Below are 18,970 nucleotides of genomic sequence, written 5' to 3'. Positions count from 1 at the left end.
TCCGGTTATAATAGTTAAAAAGCAGGCATATGTTTTAACAAATATATGGAACAAACAGAAACGTATGTAATCCTTTACGGTAAATTTATTGTAGTATAGTACATATATTTAAGTGTGTATAAAATGTAGTTGGGTAGGTGGTATTGTTGTCAGAACGGCGCAGGGTACTGGTTGGTGTTGTAGGGGTATTGCTTGTGCTTGCGGTTCTTTCGGGCGGATTTGTGACCGGTGCCTTGATAACAGATTACGATAACCTGGGCACACTAACCCGGGTTATTTCTTTGGTCCGGGAGCACTACCTGGAAACGGCAGAATCTGCTGAGATGGTTGATGGGGCAATTAAAGGGGTTGTTGATTCATTGGGTGACCCATACTCGGTTTACATGCCGCCCAAAATGTACAAGGAACTGACCGATCAGGTGAGGGGAAGTTTTGGCGGAATCGGCATCCTGGTAGGCCAGCAGGCAGAACACCTGGTGGTAGTAAAGCCTATTAAGGATACTCCTGCTTACAAGGAGGGTATTAAGGCAGGAGATGTTATTTTTAAGATTGATGGGAAAGATACCAAGGATATGGATATGGATTCGGCTGTTAACATGATGCGGGGTCCGGTGGGCACTGAGGTTAAGGTGACTGTATTTCGGAAGTCAGATAACAAGATGCATGATTTTACAATTGCGCGGGAAATTATCAGGGTTCCCACTGTTGAAGGAGAGATACTCCCAGAGACGGATATCGCCTATGTCAGCATAATGCAGTTCACCTTGAATACTGCGGCTGAGCTTCAGAAAACCTTGGCTGACCTGGAGGTTTCTATAGAAAATCAAGATGCCGGAAAAGTAAAAGGGATAATTCTCGATATGAGAGGAAACCCTGGCGGTGAATTGGAGGCTGCAGTTAATGTCGCCGATATGTTTGTCCCTGAAGGACCAATAGTTTTCATTACTTATCGCTCGGCTGACGAAGAAATGTATAAGGCTGACAGCCGGTATCTCAATTTACCCCTTGTCGTCCTGGTGGACGGAAACAGCGCCAGCGCTTCCGAAATTGTGGCCGGCGCCATTAAAGATACCCAGGCCGGTACTTTGGTTGGCACTAAGACATTTGGGAAGGGTGTTGTCCAGTCACTTTATGAACTGCAGAACGACGCAGGTCTTAAACTGACTACAGGTAAGTATCTCACCCCCAAACGAAATGATATAAATAAAAAGGGTATTGAACCAAATGTGAAAATTGAACTGGCTGAAGATGCTGAAACGGATGTCCAACTTGAAAAGGCAATTGAAATTCTTGAGCAGAAGATAAAGTAGACTTTAAGGCCACGATGGAGACTTCGTGGCTTTTTGATTAATATTGCCGCAAATTCAGGTAAGGGGCAGATTTATGAGTGAAATACTTTATTTTGCCAAACTGATAGCCGGAGAATTAATCGGGGTGCTGCAGAACCTGCTATTTTGGGTAGTCATGGTCCTGGTGGCTTTTCAATATCGCAGGATTGCCAAAGCCAGGGAAAGCCTTTTTGGTATCAGGGGCAATACCGTACTCCGGGATACGCTGACTGCTACGTGGTATGGTTTCATCGGTGGAATCCTGGGAAGCATCCTCCTGGTTTTGACAGGAATCAACCTGACAGGTCTGGCTATAAACTACATCTGGCCTCTGGCCTTGTTTCTGATGCTGATAAATCCACGGTTCCTCTGTTTTTCGTATGCCGGGGGCATAGTTGCTTTAAGCAATCTCCTGCTGGGAGTTCCGGCGGTGGATGTGCCCCAGTTGATGGGGTTGGTGGCCATCCTGCACTTGGTCGAAAGTGTGCTCATATATTTCAGTGGTCATGCAGGCGCTTCGCCGATGTACCTGAAAAAACCGTCCGGGCACATGGTCGGAGGGTTCACCCTGCAGAAATTTTGGCCTCTACCGATAGTGGCGGTTGCCTTTTTGCCTGAGGCCTCGGGACTTACCATACTGCCGCAAATGCCTGACTGGTGGCCTTTGATCCAGTCTGGAAACGGCTTTATCCTGGGCATGTCGGGAGTACTCTTTCCTTTTGTGGCCGGCCTGGGATATGGCGACCTGGCTTTAGCCCATACTCCTGTTGAGAAAAGCAAGCTGTCGGCACGTAATCTGGGGATATACAGCTTTGTTTTACTGGGCCTGGCCCTATTAGCGTCACGTTTTCAGGTCTTTGAGTACCTGGCTGCGCTTTTTGCTCCCCTGGGGCACGAGATAGTAATCTATATTGGGCAGCACATTGAGTTCAAGGGCAGACCCGTTTTTGTACCTCCCCTGAGAGGGGTCCGGGTGCTGGAAGCTGTGCCCAACACGGCAGTACAGGCAGCTGGTATTCGTTCAGGAGATATTATCTATACCATAAACGGACAGCCGGTTAACAGTAAGCGTGATATTGAGACGGTGCTGGTCAGCGGGACGCGCCTGCTGGAAATAGAGTATATTACCCATCGCAAAAAGAAGTGGCAGAGAGTCATCCTGGAACTGAAACGACACCAGCCAACGGGGATAATTGCTGTTCCGGAAGGTGATGAATATACATATACCGAGTTTGCCAGCCAGAGTATTATTTCCCGTATCGCGGGGAAATTCCTGGGAACCAAAAAAAGCTGAAACTGCAATGTTATAGAATGTTAACTTTTCTGCCACATTTTGTTCACATTTAGCCTATATAATGTTAATCAGGGGTTTTATAAAATGCTTTTAAGAAATGTCCCCGAAAAAATCAATGGGAGACGATGCCGGTGAAATGTCCTAGATGCCAAAGTGACAGGTGGATTGGTGTGCTTCATACTATCCACAGAAAAGACTGTACTTTGGAAACGTATTTCTGTAAAAACTGTTATATAGAATTCGTGCTGCGTAATGGCAGAATTTCAGGGGTATACAGGGTTTTGGCCAATGGAAGACTGCTGCAGATAAGTTAAACCAAATAACCAGTCTTTTCGTCATATTTAACCCCGTCACTTTGGTGGCGGGGTTAAATATGACTCATTAATAAGCAGATTAACTAAAACGTTGAGGTGGTTTGGATGTCGCCTAAGGAAGGGCTCGACGGATGTAGTTCTATAGCAGACCTGGCTGTTCTGGCCCGTGACTGTCGTAGCTGTGGGCTGCGGGAAGGATGCCGCGGTGTTGTATTTGGGAAAGGCAGCCCGAAAGCAAAGCTGATGTTTATCGGAGAAGGCCCAGGCGCTGATGAGGACCGGCAGGGCCTGCCTTTTGTTGGCGCTGCGGGGCAGCTTCTGGATAAGATAATAGCTGCAGCCGGGTTTACCATGAACGAGGTTTACATTGCCAATATAGTGAAGTGCCGGCCGCCCGGCAACAGAAACCCTTCCCCTGAGGAAGCCGCCGCCTGCCGGCCCTGGCTGTTAAAGCAGATAGAGCTGATTAATCCGGCCATAATTGTCCTTTTGGGGTCAGTGGCCTTGCAGAACATGATTAACCCACAGGCACGGATAACCCGGGAGCGCGGCAAATGGATATTAAAGCAGGGTATTTACTGTATGGCCACTTATCACCCGGCCGCACTGCTTCGAGATGCCACCAAAAAGAGGCCTGTCTGGGAAGACATTAAACAGGTCAGGGACCGCTACCGGCGGTTGTTTGGCGGACAGAGCTGAACTGCCTGGAATTCCGGCGCCGGACTAGACCAACAGAGGGGATGCCGGGGGTTTTCCCTGGGTGGCCCCGTGGATGTTAGCCCAAAGGTTTGCAGTTTTCTTCAGGCGGTAGAGATGGCTTCCCAGGGCCAGGGAAATTCTTTGGGTCTCTTCAGAAACCACGATAATCAGAGCATCTGTGAGTTCTGTCAGTCCCAATGCAGACCTGTGCCGCATGCCCATTGGCTGACCATGTTCAAATAAGGTCTTCTGGGAAAGCGGGAGTACACACCCTGCTGCGGCAAGCCGGTTTTCTCTGATTATTACAGCCCCGTCGTGAAGCGGGTTTCCCGGGTAAAAGATGCTTTCGATTAATGGGGCTGTAATAAGTGCATCAATAGGTGTGCCGGTACGTATATAAGGAGACAGGTCACTAATCCGCTCGATTACTAAAAGAGCCCCATATTTTCGCTTAACAAGCCTGTTAAGCGCTTCCACAACTCCCTCAAAGTGCCCCAGGCTGGGAAGGAGACAGTTCTCTAACTGATAAGTAAGAAGCAGGCTTTCTACCTCATCGGTGGTTTCTTTGAGGTTAGTAAAGCTGCGGAAAATTTCTTCACATGATGCCTTCTTGTCCAGCAGCTTTTCAGTAGCCTTTGCGGCTTCAACAATCCTAGACAGGTGGGCAATTATTTTTTCTTTGGCTTCCGTACTGACCGATTGTGGAATCTTCATTACGTGCCCCTCCGTGAGATATATTTTACCACAATATTGTTTACATATTCTGAAATTTTAACCTCCAACAGCAGGAAGTCACCCTCCTCCGACTACCTTGCTTGAGTATTGACATCCCGAATTGAAGCATATTCAGCCTAAAATGACCAAAATGGACAATTGTTTTTTATCTAGTCATTCATATCTATATTATCTGGTTCACAGTACTTCTTACTTGTTTTTTGTTATTGAAAGGTGTAAAATAAAGGAGGTCAAATAAAAAACTTTTACTTTTTATTGTAGTTTTGGTCAAAATTTTTTCATCTGGGGTGATTTTTATGGATGCTGCGCCTAGTTGCGGCTCAAAGAACCAATTAAAAACCGGCATCCAAAATTTAATGCAAGGAAATCCTGCCAGGGGGTCTTTATGTCTTTTTAATTGAGACGGGTATTCCTGTTTATATTCATTTTGTATTAACGTGAATATCAGCGGTTAATATTAGGGTCCTCCCGGGTGATTTTTCAGGGGAGGATTTTTACTTTCTGCTACTCTAAGTATAGGATAAATGCAGAGGCTGTACCGAAATAAACACTTAGGGAAAAAATATCATTGAGGGTTGTGATCAGGGGACCTGAAGCTATAGCCGGGTCTACCCTGAAGTAATAAAGCAGCAGGGGGATCACCGTCCCGGCAAGTGTTCCGATAATCAGGGTCAGGAACAGGGATATTCCAACTACAAAACCAAGCATGAGATTTCTCTGCCAGGTATATGCCAATGCTGCAATCAGCAGCCCACAGATGGCTCCGATTGTAATCCCTACTCCCAGCTCACGTGTCACCAGTCTGATCACTGCTTTGCGGTTAATATCACTGGCTGCAAGTCCACGGACCACCACGGCCAGTGACTGAGTTCCGGTGTTTCCTGTCATTCCGGCAATCATAGGCATAAAAAACGCAAGAGAAACAACCTTTTGCAGGGTGGCTTCAAATTTGCTGATAATACTTCCTGAGATTAGCCCGATAAACAGGAGCATTATCAGCCATGGCAGCCTTAGCAAGGATGCTCTCACTGCCCGGGTATCAAAATCTATTGCGTTGCCTGAAGCAGAGAGTTTGCCGATATCCTCATTGGCTTCCTGGATGAGCACATCAAGCACATCATCAACAGTAACTATTCCTAGGAGCTGGTCCTGCCCATTAGTGACAGGAAGGGCAACGAAGTCATATTTTTCAAATAAGCGGGCGACTTCTTCCTGATCGGTATCAGCGGTAACAGAAATAACCCGGCTGAACATAATATCACCAATTTTATCATTAAGGTTAGCCAGAAGCAGGTCGCGGTATGAGACAACACCGGTTAACCTGCTGCCTTCATCAAGTACGTAAAGGTAGTATAGGTTTTCTGCTAATTCCGCAAAGTCTTTTAGCTTATCAACTGCCTGTCTTACTGTATAGGCACTGCGAATCCAGACATAACGGTTGGTCATAATACCGCCTGCGGTTTCAGGAGGGTACTGCATCAGAGTCTTGACGTTTTGTGACTCCTCAAGACCCATGGAAGCGAGGAATTCCTGGCTTTTATTAAGGGACAGTTCATTAAGCAGATCTGCCAGGTCGTCATTTTCCATCAGGTTCATGACCATGGATGATACCCCGGTTCCCAGACGGTTAAGAATGTCCAGCTGTACCGGGATTTCCAGTTCCTGAATTAGAATTGCGGTCTCCTTCAGGTCCAGGTAGGAAAGAAATTCATTCCGTAAATTTTCCGGTGTATTTTGGTAAGCTTCCGCCACATCGTAGGGCTGCAGTTCCTTTATAATATCCCGGAACCCCTGGCGGTTGTTACCGGTGATGCACTTGAACAGGTTATTCCGGATCCGGGTTTCCGATGTTTCATGCTGCATAGTATTATCACCGTTCGCAAGAGTATTTTGGAATTACCAAGATTAGTGTACCCCTAAAAATTATTATTTTACTACTTTGCAGTCATAACCTTTTTTTGACAGATAGGAAAGTAAGCCTTAGTAAGCAGAAACAGAAAGGAGTGAGAGTGGTGATCAAGATATATAATTCGGATTTTTCCGGAAAATTTTTTGAGACAGATACAATTACACGGGGATGCTGGGTAAACCTGGTAGACCCCACCGAATCAGAAATACAGCTTATTTCCGAGAAATTGGGTATTGAATCCGACTATATCAGGGACCCCCTTGATGAGGAGGAAAAATCCAGGATTGAGAGGGAAGATGGGACCCTTTTAATAATTATAGACATTCCGATTTTCAGCACTGATGAGGAGACCTCCACTTTTGACACCATTCCTCTTGGTATGATTGTTGTAGAAGACAACTACTTTGTCACGGTCTGCCTTAAAGAAAATCCTATTATAAATGATTTCGCCAGTAAAAGGGTAAAGGGTTTCTTTACTTTTAAGAAGACCCGGTTTATTCTGCAGCTTCTCTATCGGATAGCTGTTTACTACCTGAGATATCTGAAACAGATTGACAGGAAGACTGACCAGATTGAGAGAAGGCTGCACAAGTCAATGAAAAACCAGGAACTCTTTTCCCTGCTGAGCATGGAAAAGAGTTTGGTGTACTTTACCACTTCCCTGAGGTCAAATGAAGCTGTAATGGAGAAACTCCTGAAATCCAGATGGCTGAAAATGTATCCGGAGGATGAGGATATTATGGAGGATGCCATTATCGAAAACAAACAGGCCATCGAAATGGCCCATATATACAGCAACATCCTCAGTGGTATGATGAATGCCTTTGCTTCAGTTATTTCTAACAACCTGAACATTGTGATGAAATTCCTTACTTCAATCACTATTGTCCTCTCTATACCGACTATGGTAGCCAGCTTTTTCGGGATGAATGTCAGGCTGCCCTTTGGCTTTGACACGGCGAACCCTTACGCTTTCCCGCTGATTATTCTCATTTCCCTGGGCGGATCATTTTTTGCCACTCTGCTGCTGGCTAAGCGGAGAATGTTTTGATCAGCAGAGAGCTGATTGCATGGATTAAAGCCGGGGCTGTCCTGGAGTATTTTTCAGGCAGTCCCGGCTGTTTTTCATTAGGCGTAAATGTGTTATAATATAATGTTACAAAATTTAAATATTACTTTTGTTCGTTGGCTCGGAAATGGCCGGGGATGGAAAATTTTTCCGCGCCAATGGTGGAGGAGCAATATGGACTTTAAACTGCAATCAGAATACGGACCTGCCGGGGATCAGCCGCTGGCTATAGAAAAGCTGGTCAGGGGATTGGGAGAAGGTCTGAAACACCAGACTCTGCTGGGAGTTACCGGTTCCGGCAAGACCTTTACCATGGCTAATGTGATTGCACAGGTAAAGAAGCCCACCCTTGTCATAGCCCATAACAAGACACTGGCTGCCCAGTTGTGCGGGGAGTTCAAGGAGTTTTTCCCTGACAATGCGGTGGAATACTTTGTGAGCTATTATGACTATTACCAGCCGGAGGCTTATATCCCGCAGACTGATACGTATATCGAAAAAGATGCTTCCATTAATGAGGAGATAGACAAGCTGAGGCACTCGGCCACAGCTGCCCTGTTTGAGCGCCGTGATGTTATCATTGTGGCCAGTGTATCCTGTATTTACGGCCTGGGTGACCCCACAGAATACCGTGACTTGGTCCTTTCTTTGCGTAAGGGCGCGGAAATCGGCAGGGATGCCATGCTGCGGAAATTGGTGGATATTCAGTACAGCAGGAATGATATGAATTTTATCCGGGGGACTTTCAGGGTAAGAGGGGATGTTGTGGAAATATTTCCGGCTTCCCATGGTGAACAGGCCATCAGGGTGGATTTCTTTGGCGATGAGGTTGAGCGGATAATGGAAATTGACACCCTCACGGGAGAGGTACTGGGAGAAAGGAGCCATGTTTCTGTTTTCCCTGCCAGCCACTTCGCCACTTCAAAGGAAAAGCTGGACCGGGCTGTCGCCAATATAGAGCAAGAGCTGGAATGGCGGCTGGCTGAACTTAGGGAGCAGGGAAAACTCCTGGAAGCGCAGCGCCTGGAACAGAGGACAAATTTTGATATCGAAATGATGCGGGAAATGGGTTACTGTTCCGGAATAGAAAACTATTCGCGGCACATCACCGGGAGGAACCAGGGGGAACCCCCCTATACCCTGATGGACTATTTCCCTGAGGATTACCTGATTATTGTTGATGAATCACATGTGACCCTGCCTCAGGTCCGGGGCATGTATGAAGGTGACCGTTCGCGAAAGAGCGCTCTCATTGAGCACGGGTTCCGGCTGCCATCAGCCCTGGACAACAGACCCCTGAGGTTTGGGGAGTTTGAGGAACATATGAGTCAGATTATCTATACTTCGGCAACTCCGGGGGCATATGAGCAGGAGCACAGCCGGCAGGTTGTCGAACAGATTATCAGACCTACCGGGCTTCTGGACCCCGAGATTCATGTCAGGCCGGTCAAAGGCCAGATTGATGACCTTCTCGATGAGGTCAGGATTCGGGTGGAAAAGGGTGAGCGGGTACTGGTAACAACCCTGACCAAGAAAATGGCAGAAGACCTGACAGATTATCTCAAGGAAACTGGAATCAAGGTAAGATACCTGCATTCAGATATCAAAACACTGGAGCGGATGGAAATCATCAGGGAACTGCGCCTGGGTATTTTTGATGTCTTGGTGGGAATTAACCTGCTCCGGGAGGGCTTGGATATTCCGGAGGTATCTCTGGTAACTATTCTTGATGCCGACAAGGAGGGGTTCCTGAGGTCAGAGCGCTCCCTGATCCAGACCATCGGCCGGGCGGCGAGGAATGCCGGAGGCCAGGTGATCATGTATGGTGATAAAATCACAGATTCCATGGCCAAGGCCCTCAATGAGACCAACCGCCGCCGCCAGATACAGATGGAGCATAACAAAAAACACCATATCACGCCACAGACCATTAAGAAGGCGGTACGGGATGTCATAGAAGCTACCAGGGTGGCTGAGGCGGAAGCGGTTTACCGGACAGCCGGTCCCAGGACAGAGAAAATGTCACGCCGCGATATGAATAAGTTTATCGCCGGGCTGGAGAAAGACATGCGGGAAGCGGCCAAGCATCTCGAATTTGAGAAAGCGGCACAGCTGAGGGACCTGCTTATTGAATTAAGAGCCCAAGCAAGGGGGAAACAGTAAATATGGCAAAGGACAAAATAATTGTAAAGGGCGCCAGGGTACACAACCTGAAGAATATTGATGTAGCTATTCCCAGGGACAAGTTTGTGGTCATTACCGGTCTCAGCGGTTCCGGGAAATCCTCCCTGGCTTTTGATACCATATATGCAGAAGGACAGAGAAGGTATGTGGAGTCTCTCTCGGCCTATGCCAGGCAGTTCCTGGGCCAGATGGACAAACCTGATGTGGAATACATTGAAGGACTGTCCCCGGCAATTTCCATTGACCAGAAGACTACCAGCCGCAACCCCCGCTCCACGGTGGGTACGGTGACCGAGGTTTATGATTACCTGAGGCTGCTCTTTGCCAGGATTGGCCATCCTCACTGTCCGGAGTGCGGCAGGCCGGTATCACAGCAGACGGTGGAACAGATTGTTGATAACCTTCTGGGTCTGCCTGAGGGGACCAAAATCCAAGTCCTGGCGCCATTGGTCAAAGGACGTAAGGGTGAGCATGCCAAGGTCTTTGAAGATATCCGCAAAAACGGTTATGTACGGGTGCGCGTAAATGGGGAAATGTTAGAGGTTACTGATGAGATTATGCTGGACAAGAATAAAAAGCACTCCATTGAGGCGGTTGTGGACCGGATTGTAATCCGTCCTGACGGCGGGGGCCGTTTGGCTGATTCGCTGGAACTGGCTTTGAATCTCTCGGGAGGCACGGTCCTGGTAGATGTTATCGACAGCGAAGAACTGGTCTTCAGCCAGAACTTTGCCTGTGCCGAATGCGGCATCAGTATGGAGGAGATATCCCCCAGGATGTTTTCCTTTAACAATCCTTACGGAGCCTGTCCCGAGTGCAGCGGACTGGGGAACAAAATGGAAATCGACCCTGATCTGGTTATTCCTGACAAGAGTAAATCCATTGCCCAGGGGGCTCTGGTACCCTGGAGTTCCAATGCTGCCTGGTACTTCCAGTCCCTGGAGAGCCTGGGGAAGGCATACGGATTTGATGTCCATACACCTGTCGGGCAGTTGACTGATAAGCAGTTAAAAGCCATTCTGTATGGCACGGGAAATACCAAGATAAATTACCGTTTCGAGAAAGAGGGCCGAAGCCATATTTTTGATGCGCCCTTTGAGGGAGTTGTCAACAACCTCTCCCGTAGGCACAAGGAGACCAACTCCGAGTGGATGAGAGAGGAAATTGAGTCATATATGAGTACACATCCCTGCCCCAAATGTAATGGGGCCAGGCTGAAACCGGAAACCCTTGCGGTAAAAGTTGGAGACAAGTCTATTTATGAGGTCACCAGACTGACGGTACAGAAATCCCTGAAGTTTTTTGAGAGATTGGTACTTTCCGAACGTGAAAATACCATCAGCCGCCAGGTGATGAAAGAAATCAGGGAGCGGCTCGGTTTTCTGGTCAATGTGGGACTGGACTACCTGACCCTGGACAGAGCCGCCGGCACATTGTCAGGCGGGGAATCACAGCGTATCAGGCTGGCAACCCAGATTGGTTCCAGCCTGGTTGGGGTACTCTACATCCTTGACGAGCCTAGTATCGGCCTGCACCAGAGAGATAACAGGAGACTGATTCAGACCCTGGAACATTTGCGTGACCTGGGAAATACCCTTATTGTGGTGGAGCATGATGAAGATACCATGCTGGCTGCCGACCATATCATTGATATCGGGCCCGGCGCCGGTGAGCATGGGGGACATGTGGTGGCTGAAGGAACCCTGAAAGATATTATTGCTGAGAAAAAATCCATTACCGGGCAGTACCTCAGCGGCAACAAGAGGATACCTGTACCTGCCTTCAGGAGTAAGCCTAATGGCAACTGGCTGGAGGTTATTAATGCCAGTGAGAACAATCTGAAAAATATTAATGTACACATTCCCATGGGGGTATTTGTTTGTGTCACCGGTGTCTCCGGGAGTGGGAAGAGTACTTTGGTTAATGAAATATTGTACAAGAAACTGGCCCATGACCTGCACCGGGCTAAGGCCAAACCGGGGGAACACGGGGAAATCAGGGGACTGCACCTCCTGGACAAGGTTATCAATATTGACCAGTCACCGATAGGACGGACCCCGCGGTCCAACCCGGCTACTTATACCGGGCTTTTTGACGGTATCCGGGAGATATTTTCCCAGACCCCGGAAGCCAAGATGCGCGGGTATAAGCCGGGGCGGTTCAGTTTTAATGTTCGGGGCGGGCGCTGTGAGGCCTGTCGCGGTGACGGGATTATTAAAATAGAGATGCATTTCCTTCCTGATGTCTATGTCCCGTGTGAAGTATGTAAGAGCAAACGATATAACCGGGAGACCCTGGAGGTAAAATATAAGGGTAAAACAATTTCAGATGTCCTGGACATGATAGTTGATGAGGCTGCCGATTTCTTTAAGAACATTCCCAAGATACACCGCAAACTGAAGACCATTCAGGATGTGGGGCTGGGTTATATCAGGCTGGGCCAGCCGGCGACCACCCTGTCAGGGGGGGAGGCCCAGCGGGTCAAGCTGGCAACCGAACTGAGCCGCAGGAGCAATGGGAAAACCCTCTATATCCTTGATGAGCCCACCACAGGGCTGCACATAGCGGATATTCACAAGCTCCTGGGTGTCCTCGACCGCCTGGTGGAGGCAGGGGACACGGTTCTGGTGATTGAGCATAATCTTGATGTCATTAAAACTGCGGACTATCTGATTGACCTGGGACCTGAGGGTGGTGACCGGGGAGGAAGGGTGTTAGCTTCGGGAACTCCCGAAGAAGTCGCTGCAGTGTCCGAATCCTATACAGGACAGTATCTGAAACAGCTTTTGGAGCGGGAAAAGGCCTTGGTAGTCAATGGGGCGTGAACAGGGCCGGTTGACGAGGTGTGAGCAGGGGAGCGTGGATAGTTTGGATCTGGCGGAAAAATTAAAGCATTTTCCTCAGCAACCGGGAGTTTATATTATGAAAAACTCTTCCGGGGAAATAATCTATGTGGGTAAGGCCGTGTCTCTGAAGAACCGGGTCAGGTCTTATTTTCAATCATCCAAGAACCACAGCCCCAAGGTTATCAGCCTGGTCAGCCAGGTGGCGGATATTGAATATATCCTCACCGATTCCGAGGTAGAAGCACTTATCCTGGAATGCAACCTGATCAAGAAACATCGCCCCAGGTATAATGTGAGATTGGTTGATGACAAGAGCTACCCCTATGTAAAGGTAACTCTGAATGAGGACTTTCCCAGGGTTTTTATGACCAGAAATGTAGTTAGGGACGGGGCTCGCTATTATGGTCCGTACACCGATGCCGGGGCCTTAAGGGAAACCCTTAGGCTGTTGAAAAAGGTATTTCCCCTGAGGCAGTGCCGTCAGAGGTCGGTGGCCAGGCAGAAGCGGCCCTGCCTCAATTACCATATCAGGCGCTGCCTGGCCCCCTGTCAGGGGGAAGTAAGCGGGATGAAATATCTTGAAATGATAAGAAGTGTCTGCCTGTTTCTTGAGGGCAGGCATGAGGAACTGGTAAAAGCCCTGGCAGCCCGGATGGATAAAGCTTCGGAAAACCTGGACTTTGAACAGGCGGCAGAGCTTAGGGATCGGATCAGGGATATCGAAAAGGTCGTCGAAAAACAAAAGATTGTTTCTGCTGACCCCACAGACCAGGATGTTATTGCCTTGGCCAGGGAGGGTGAGCTTTCAGGTGTAGTAGTGTTTTTCGTCAGGGGCGGTAAGTTAATGGGCCGGGAAAACTTTATCATTGATGAGACCTCGGAAATGGATGACGGTGAGATTCTGACCTCTTTTGTGGAGCAGTATTATTTCAAGGTGGAGTATGTCCCGAGGGATATCCTGCTTCCTCTGGAACTGACAGAAACTGAGGTTATTAATACGTGGCTGGAGGAGAAGAGAGGCGCCCGGGTCTATCTCAGGGTCCCCCGGCGGGGAGAAAAGGCTAAACTGGTGGAAATGGCTCAGAAAAATGCCGCAGAGGAACTGGCCCAGCACCGGGCCCGGGAGGAACAAGCCCGGGCTAAGCTGGAGGGGGCGCTGCTGGGGTTAAAGGATTACCTGGAACTAACCAGGATTCCTAGGCGGATAGAGTGTTATGATATTTCTAATATCCAGGGAACGGAGTCGGTTGGGTCTATGGTGGTTTTTGTGGGCGGCAAGCCGCGCAATGACCTTTACCGGCGTTTCCGCATTAAAACTGTCGAGGGCCCCAATGACTTCGCCAGTATGCAGGAGGTCCTCAAACGGAGGTTTACCCGGGGGCTTCGTGAGCTCGATGAAATTGCATTAGGGAAGCTGGACGGAGAAAAGGCGAAATTTGCCGAAATGCCGGATCTGGTCATTATTGACGGGGGTAAGGGACAGCTGAGCGCAGCCCGGGAGATTATGAAAGAACTGCAGGTGGACCCTATTGCCACATACGGCCTTGCTAAGGAGCAGGAGCACCTGTTTGGCGAGGGCAGCCCGGAACCGGTGATACTGCCGCGCAATTCGGAGAGCCTTTATCTGGTCCAGCGCATTCGAGATGAGGCCCACCGGTTTGCCATCACCTATCACCGTAAGCTGAGGGGCAAACGTTCCCTAAAATCTGTCCTGGATGATATCCCCGGAGTAGGGGCCAAAAGGCGCAAGGCCCTGGTGGAACACTTCAGGTCCATGGCCCGCCTGAAAAATGCGACTGTTGACCAACTGGCAGAGGCGCCGGGGATAACGCGTCCGGTGGCCGAAGCCGTATATGAGTTTTTTCAGCAGGAAGAGGAATGACTTTTTTAGTGGGAGTCAGAATTCAGTAGTCAGGAGTCAGAATGAGAGCTAAGTTTATTGTCTCAAAAACAGCCTGTTAGCAGACAATTATGAAGTCTTTTTCATAGCGTCAGTCATCATGATACTACTGAAACTAAGCTCCTTTTGCAAGAGGTAAGTAAATTGCTGGAAGCATATTCTAAGAGCATTCTGAATTCTGAATTCTGACTCCTGACTACTTTGGTTGCGGCTGTAAGCCGCGCTATGGTATTATATAGATAAAGGGAAGGGGGTTATCAAATGAGGGGCCTGATTATACGCTGGGTGTTGAATGCGCTGGCGCTGCTGGCGACGGCGTGGCTGATGCCGGGAATTGGGTTGGATGGCTTTGGAGCGGCCTTAATTACTGCCCTGGTGCTGGGTATTGTGAATGCCATCATTCGACCGGTAATCCTGTTTTTCACCCTGCCTCTGACCATTGTGACTCTTGGGCTGTTTACGCTGGTAATAAATGCGGTAATGCTCCTGATAACTGCATCTGCAGTTGACGGCTTTTCAGTTTCCGGCTTCTGGGCAGCATTTTTTGGCTCAATTATCATCACCATCATCAGTGGTGTTTTAAGCCGTGCCGTTATTGATGACAACAACGGTAAAAAGAGAAATAGATAACTGTAACCGGTAAACAGAGATATAAGATAACTGTAACGGGGGTTCCGGCTATTGTGGGGAGATTCAGACTCATTGCAACAGATCTTGATGATACTCTTCTTGATGATAACCTGCAGATTTCATCCAGGACCAGAAGGGTACTAAATATAGCGGCTGAAAAGGGAAGTGTGGTTACCATAGCCACCGGAAGGATGTACCGTTCAGCCTGTCCGGTGGCCCTTGACCTGGGAATCGAGGTCCCTATTATCACCTACCAGGGCGCTTTGGTGAAAAACGCCTGTTCCGGAGAGGTGCTGGCAGAAACACCGCTGCCTTTAAGTCTGGCAGGAGAGGTGCTGGCTGAAGGATACCGGGCCAGTGTTCACATGAACCTTTATTTTGATGACTGTCTCTATGTGGACAGTCTGACCGCAGCAGGTACGGGCTATGCGCTGCTGGCCGGAGTTAAGCAGCATCCGGTGGGCAGCCTGGTTCAATACCTTGGGGCAGCACGGGTCGATCCAACCAAGATTCTGTATATTGCCGAACCGGAACTGCTGGATTCGCTGAAGGGTGACCTGGAGGCAAAATTTGGCGACAGCCTCTATATTACCAAGTCAAAACCAAACTACCTGGAATTTATGCACCCACTGGCAACTAAGAAACATGCCCTTGAAAACCTGGCCCGAAGTTTTGATATTTCCCGGGAAGAAATTATCGTTTTTGGTGACAGCTACAACGACCTGGACATGATAGAGTGGGCGGGTATGGGTGTGGCTATGAGGAATGCCCCTGCCGAGGTTAGGGGAAAAGCTGATTATGTGACAGATACCAATAACAGGGACGGGGTGGCCAAGGCTTTGGAGCGGTTTTTGGAGTATTAGTTGGCTCTCGGAAATGACCGGGAATGTAACATGGTGAGCCATTGTACCAATTTTCCGCACTGACGCCGGGGAAATCTAACCTTGTTCCTGGCGAAGCCCGGGAACACCGCCAATTCGGCTTCCTGCCTCAGTGGCGGCGCGGGCCGTCCGTGGCCCGCGTCCCGGACTTCGCTAAGCGGAACTGCGGTAATATTTCTCACGGCGTCAGTGCCAGGAAAATCTTGTACAACACCTCACCATATTCCACGGTCATTTCCGGAGCCAACCCAAAACAAAAAACTAACTAATTTAGGGGGATACCGAAGTGAGCGGAGGAAAGCACAGAATACTGGTCATCACAGGGACATTGCTGCTTTTTTTTGTCCTGGCAGGTTTGGGGACAGCCGCTTTTACCGCCGGTCAGGCCAAAGAAAGGTTTAACCGGGAGCGGGTCATTTTTGCTATGGAAGACCCTGCCGGTGATGATTTTGGACCGGGGACCTATGAGTATCCTACGGATTCAATTTTTGACCCCAAAAAAGAACATTTTGATCTGCATGAATTTTCGGTTTCCGCACTGAGAAATACATATTATTTTGATCTGGTTTTTCCCAGGGTAACCAATCCCTGGGGCGCATCGGAAGGGTTTAGCCATGCCATGGTCCAGGTATACATATCCGATGACCCGGACAGAGGCAGAATCGAGACCTTCAGAGAGGGAGCCAATGTTATTTTTGACCCCCGCCATCCGTGGCATTATTTTATCAAGGTAGTCAGTTTTAACAAGACTGCTGTATATTACGCTGACGATTATGAGGGAGCTGAGGGCAGAGACAGCGGCGTTGCGGCCCGGCTTCAGCCAGACGGAAGCACAGTGAAGGTAACTATACCCAAAGCCCTGCTGCCCGGTGACCCGTCCAACTGGCGGTATTATGTTCTCGTAGGTGCTCAGGACGGCCTGGGGCCGGACAATTTCAGGAAAGTTAATGCCACTGCCAATCGCTGGGTATTTGGCGGCGGCACGGATACTGATTATGACCCTAATGTTATTGACCTGCTGGCATCCCCGGGTAAACAGCAGAAGCTGCTGGGCTCATATGATGCCTCCCGGCGGCAGCTAGCGGTAATAGAACCTGTGGGGCCCTCAAAAATCGTGCCAACCAGGTGGGAAAACATCTTGGATAAGGTTATAGTATTTTTGCAAAAAATGAAGGTAAAGCTCTAAAAGGGGGCGGAACGTGAAACCACTAATCAACACAGCAATTATCGGAAATGGGAGAATACTGGCGGCGCTCAGTTCCAAAGGCGGACTGCACCGGTTCTTCTGGCCGCAGATAGATAATGCCCAGCATCTTAACCATACCTGGGCGGCGCTTTTAACCCCGGCGTTTGGTGACCGGGCGGTCAGGCTTGATGATGAGGGGAGCTGGGTTTACTCTCAGGATTATGTGAATAATATCGGAGTTTTGCAAACAACAGCAGGGTCGAAACGGGGCGGACTGCAGGTTACTACCCTTGACTTTGCCTGCCCGGACCGGGATCTTGTCTGCCGCTGCTTCGAGATTAAAAACTGTTCCGACAGGCCGCTGCCGGTAGTGTTTCTTTTTTATGCTTCAATGCACATTAATGAGAGCACACAGTATAACTCCACCAGGTTTGATAATGAAAGGGATATTTTATTTCATTACCGCCAGGACACGTGGTTTGCTATTGCCGGTGACCGGGAAACAGATGACTATCAGTGCGGCATCGGCAGCGAATATGCCTTGTCCGGCAATTTTGACGGCAACAGTGTGGCCATGTCTCCCGACGGGGGCCAGGCATGGAACCTGAGAGCGCTGGAGCCGGGAGAGACGAGAAATCTGGCTGTTTTTATCGCGGCAGGGCATAACAGGCAGGAAGCAGAGGATAATATAAGATATGCCCGGGAAGCCGGGTGGCACAATTTGCTGCAAGAAACGACCGGGTTTTGGGAACATTATCTGGGGCAGGCATATATACCGGCAGGTGCAGGCCCTGAAGTGATAAAATTGTACCAGCGCTCAGTTATGGTGTGTCGGCTTTTAATGAACCGGGATACCGGGGGCATTATAGCAGCACCCGAATTTGACGAGTGTTATACCCGGTGCGGCGGTTATGCGTATGTATGGGGGCGGGATGCCGCCATGATTGCACATGCCATGCTGAAGGCCGGATACCCCGGTTATGCCAGGGATTTTTACCGCTGGGCCGTCAGGAACCAGTTACCGACAGGTGAATGGCCCCAGAGACAATATACCTCCGGGAGTTTGGCTCCGGGCTGGGGAGACCAGATTGATTCCACCGGGGCGGTAATCTGGGGTATCTACCAGTACTGTAAGGAAACATGGGATAATGATTTTTTGGGGGAAGCCTGGCCTGCGGTGATGCGGTCAGGGGATTTTTTGCAGAAGTGGGTGAGTGAAGAATCGGATTTATCCAGGATGTCGTGGGATCTTTGGGAAGAACGCTTCGGCGAGCATGCCTATTCATGTGCCGCGGTCTATGGCGGACTTAAGGCAGCAGGATTGCTGGCCAAAACGTTTGGAGAGTTTGATACCGCTCTCAGGTGGCTGGAAGCGGCAAAGGTCTTTGGAGAGAATATGGCGAAATACTTCTGGGATTCGGAGCGGGAGAGATTTATCAGGTCGGGATGGATGGCTGCCGGCTGGGAGGAATTTGCCTGTAAGAGAGATAACGGTTTACAGGTGAGAGAGGTCATCGGCCATAAGGGATATATTTCCTATGAGTACTTCGGTGATGATACTGCCGATGCCAGTCTTTTGGGGCTGACAGTTCCTTTTGGAGTAGTACTGCCGGAAGATGACAAGATGATTAAAACAGCGGAACACCTGGAGGCGGCCCTGGCTGTCCCGGATATTGGCGGAATCCGAAGATATGCTGCGGATTGTTATATCGGGGGGAACCCCTGGGTATTGACGACCCTCTGGCTGGGGATGTATTACGCATCCAGGGGGAACTGGGAAAAAGCAGCCGGATTTGCCCGTTGGGCTCTGGAACACCAAACATCACTTGGTTTCCTTCCGGAACAGGTGGACCGCAATACGGGACAGACTGCCTGGGTTGTGCCTCTGGCATGGTCCCATGCGATGTTCTTACTTCTGGTGAACATGTTTGCCGAAGCCGGGCAGACTTCGCATTTAGCCTGGTAAATTAACACTGGTCAGGTTTTGACTCTGAT

14 protein-coding genes are annotated in these 18,970 nt (G+C 49.2%); 12 read left to right on the top strand and 2 right to left on the bottom strand.

Annotated features, from left to right (window positions below; translation table 11 throughout):
- Positions 1 to 146 precede the first annotated feature (146 nt).
- The 4 genes from Ga0451573_RS05955 to Ga0451573_RS05940 all read left to right on the top strand — a co-directional run bounded on the left by Ga0451573_RS05955 (position 147) and on the right by Ga0451573_RS05940 (position 3,635).
- Positions 147 to 1,310 carry a S41 family peptidase gene (locus tag Ga0451573_RS05955; RefSeq protein WP_231682969.1) on the top strand — a complete coding sequence of 388 codons (1,164 nt, stop codon included), beginning with the start codon at positions 147 to 149 and terminating at the stop codon, positions 1,308 to 1,310.
- 73 nt (positions 1,311 to 1,383) lie between these two features.
- The gene (locus Ga0451573_RS05950; protein WP_231682968.1) at positions 1,384 to 2,622 is read left to right on the top strand and encodes a PDZ domain-containing protein; all 1,239 of its coding nucleotides are present in this window, start codon (positions 1,384 to 1,386) and stop codon (positions 2,620 to 2,622) included.
- Between the two features lie 131 nt (positions 2,623 to 2,753).
- Complete coding sequence (locus Ga0451573_RS05945) at positions 2,754 to 2,936, top strand: YrzR-like zinc ribbon domain (protein ID WP_231682967.1); 183 nt, start codon at positions 2,754 to 2,756, stop codon at positions 2,934 to 2,936.
- 105 nt (positions 2,937 to 3,041) lie between these two features.
- A complete protein-coding gene (locus Ga0451573_RS05940; RefSeq protein ID WP_231682966.1) occupies positions 3,042 to 3,635 on the top strand; it encodes a uracil-DNA glycosylase in 594 nt (197 codons plus the stop codon).
- 24 nt (positions 3,636 to 3,659) lie between these two features.
- Here the strand turns inward: Ga0451573_RS05940 and Ga0451573_RS05935 are convergent, their stop codons facing one another.
- Together Ga0451573_RS05935 and mgtE are read right to left on the bottom strand one after the other, a co-directional pair.
- Positions 3,660 to 4,349 carry a diadenylate cyclase gene (locus tag Ga0451573_RS05935; protein ID WP_231682965.1) on the bottom strand — a complete coding sequence of 230 codons (690 nt, stop codon included), beginning with the start codon at positions 4,347 to 4,349 and terminating at the stop codon, positions 3,660 to 3,662.
- A 525-nt stretch (positions 4,350 to 4,874) separates the two neighbouring features.
- Positions 4,875 to 6,233, bottom strand: coding sequence for a magnesium transporter (gene mgtE / locus Ga0451573_RS05930; protein WP_231682964.1), 1,359 nt, complete (start codon positions 6,231 to 6,233; stop codon positions 4,875 to 4,877).
- 149 nt (positions 6,234 to 6,382) lie between these two features.
- Here mgtE and Ga0451573_RS05925 point away from each other — a divergent pair, with 149 nt between their 5' ends.
- From Ga0451573_RS05925 to Ga0451573_RS20005, 8 genes are all read left to right on the top strand, one after another.
- Positions 6,383 to 7,330 carry a magnesium transporter CorA family protein gene (locus Ga0451573_RS05925; RefSeq protein ID WP_231682963.1) on the top strand — a complete coding sequence of 316 codons (948 nt, stop codon included), beginning with the start codon at positions 6,383 to 6,385 and terminating at the stop codon, positions 7,328 to 7,330.
- A 192-nt stretch (positions 7,331 to 7,522) separates the two neighbouring features.
- Complete coding sequence (uvrB, locus tag Ga0451573_RS05920; protein ID WP_231682962.1) at positions 7,523 to 9,511, top strand: excinuclease ABC subunit UvrB; 1,989 nt, start codon at positions 7,523 to 7,525, stop codon at positions 9,509 to 9,511.
- 2 nt (positions 9,512 to 9,513) lie between these two features.
- Positions 9,514 to 12,357: an excinuclease ABC subunit UvrA gene (gene uvrA / locus Ga0451573_RS05915; protein WP_231682961.1), complete on the top strand. Its 2,844-nt coding sequence runs from the start codon at positions 9,514 to 9,516 to the stop codon at positions 12,355 to 12,357.
- Complete coding sequence (gene uvrC / locus Ga0451573_RS05910; protein WP_269438133.1) at positions 12,347 to 14,260, top strand: excinuclease ABC subunit UvrC; 1,914 nt, start codon at positions 12,347 to 12,349, stop codon at positions 14,258 to 14,260. Before uvrA ends, uvrC begins: the two co-directional genes overlap by 11 nt.
- A 279-nt stretch (positions 14,261 to 14,539) precedes the next feature.
- Positions 14,540 to 14,908, top strand: a complete 369-nt coding sequence (locus Ga0451573_RS05905; RefSeq protein ID WP_231682959.1) for a phage holin family protein — start codon at positions 14,540 to 14,542, stop codon at positions 14,906 to 14,908.
- A gap of 53 nt (positions 14,909 to 14,961) precedes the next feature.
- A complete protein-coding gene (locus Ga0451573_RS05900) occupies positions 14,962 to 15,771 on the top strand; it encodes a Cof-type HAD-IIB family hydrolase (RefSeq protein WP_231682958.1) in 810 nt (269 codons plus the stop codon).
- A 304-nt stretch (positions 15,772 to 16,075) separates the two neighbouring features.
- Positions 16,076 to 16,975 (top strand): glucodextranase DOMON-like domain-containing protein, encoded by a 900-nt coding sequence (locus Ga0451573_RS05895; RefSeq protein ID WP_231682957.1) that lies wholly within the window; start codon positions 16,076 to 16,078, stop codon positions 16,973 to 16,975.
- Between the two features lie 13 nt (positions 16,976 to 16,988).
- Entirely contained in the window at positions 16,989 to 18,941 is a 1,953-nt protein-coding gene (locus tag Ga0451573_RS20005) for a glycoside hydrolase family 15 protein (protein WP_231682956.1), read from the top strand.
- The last annotated feature ends 29 nt before the right edge of the window (positions 18,942 to 18,970 follow it).

It is taken from the genome of Phosphitispora fastidiosa, from assembly GCF_019008365.1.
Classification (GTDB): Bacteria; Bacillota; Thermincolia; order Thermincolales; family UBA2595; genus Phosphitispora; species Phosphitispora fastidiosa.
This window is presented reverse-complemented; position numbering and strand designations above follow the sequence as displayed.